Below are 1,248 nucleotides of genomic sequence, written 5' to 3'. Positions count from 1 at the left end.
GTGACCTGCCCCCTCCCGCCGTACCAATCAGGCGGAAGTCCGGTTTGAAGATTACTTGATCTCGTTGCTTGAAGCCGGTGGCGGCTGGTTCTTGGTCCTGTGGCGTTGAGCGAATTCCGCCGGCGGTATCCGTCCCAGGCTGCTGTGCGGCCGCACCTCGTTGTAGTCCTGACGCCAGATGGCGATCTCCGAGCGCGCCTGCGGCAACGTCTGGAACCAGTGCTCGTTCAAGCACTCGTCGCGGAACTTGCCGTTGAAGCTCTCGATGTAGCCGTTCTGCATGGGCCGTCCCGGCTGGATCAGGATGTGCCGCACGCCGTGAGCCTGCGTCCAGGCAATGAAGGCACGGCAGGTGAACTCCGGTCCGTTGTCGGTTCGCACCGCCGCCGGGTAGCCTCTGAAGATTGCAGCCCGGTCCAGCAGCCGCGTCACGTATTGCCCCGAGATACCGTAGTCCACGGCGATGTCCACGCACTCGTGCGAGAAGTCGTCGGCTACGGTCAGGCATTTGATGCGCCGACCATTGGCCAGACTGTCGGAAACGAAGTCCATGCTCCACACCTCATTGACGCGGCTGGCCACTGTCAGCGGCACGCGCTCGCTGGCTGCGCGCCGCACCTTCTTGCGCTTGCGAACCGCCAACTGCGCCTGGCTGTACAGCCGATAGATACGCTTGTGGTTCACGCCCGGAAACTGCGGGCGCAGCAGGTCATGGATGCGGCGATAGCCAAAGCGCCGGCGCACCTGTGCGATCTCGACGATCTTGGCGCTGAGTTGCTGCGTGGCCTCATCGATCACGGGCGGGTTGCGATAGCTGTCCCTGGAGAGCCCCACCAGGCGGCACGCACGGCGTTCGGACAAGTGATGCTGCTCGATCATCTTGGCTGCCGCTGCGCGCCTGACCTGCGGGGCTAAGGCTTTACGCCGAAGACGTCCTTGAGCGCGTGGATGTCCAGGTGGGCCTCTGCCAGCAGGCGCTTGAGCTTGGCGTTCTCGGATTCGAGTTCACGCAGCCTCTTGGCATCCGTGGCCTGCATGCCGCCGTACTTGGCGCGCCACTTGTAGAACGTCGCATCGCTGAAGCCGCCTTGCCGGCACAGCTCCTTGACCGGCATGCCTGCTTCGGCCTGCCTGAGGAAGCCAATGATCTGCTCCTCGGTGAATCTGCTCTTCTTCATGTCCGTCATTCTCCTAGTTGACGGACTTCACTACCTTTACGCTGGTACGGCTAGGAGGGGTCAGGTCAAT

Annotated in this window: 1 protein-coding gene; it reads right to left on the bottom strand. The window is 62.8% G+C overall.

Annotated features, from left to right (window positions below):
* Nucleotides 1-51 precede the first annotated feature (51 nt).
* Nucleotides 52-1,178 (bottom strand): IS3 family transposase gene (locus tag J7U46_RS23170; protein WP_282829615.1). Its coding sequence is split into 2 segments (ribosomal slippage): nt 52-935 and nt 935-1,178, totalling 1,128 coding nucleotides; the frame shifts between segments, so codons are not numbered across the junction.
* Nucleotides 1,179-1,248: the final 70 nt, after the last annotated feature.

The sequence above is a fragment of the Pelomonas sp. V22 genome (assembly GCF_030014915.1).
Taxonomy (GTDB): domain Bacteria; phylum Pseudomonadota; class Gammaproteobacteria; order Burkholderiales; family Burkholderiaceae_C; genus JAUASW01.
Note: the sequence above shows the minus strand (reverse complement) of the source record. Positions and strands in the feature narration are given on the sequence as shown.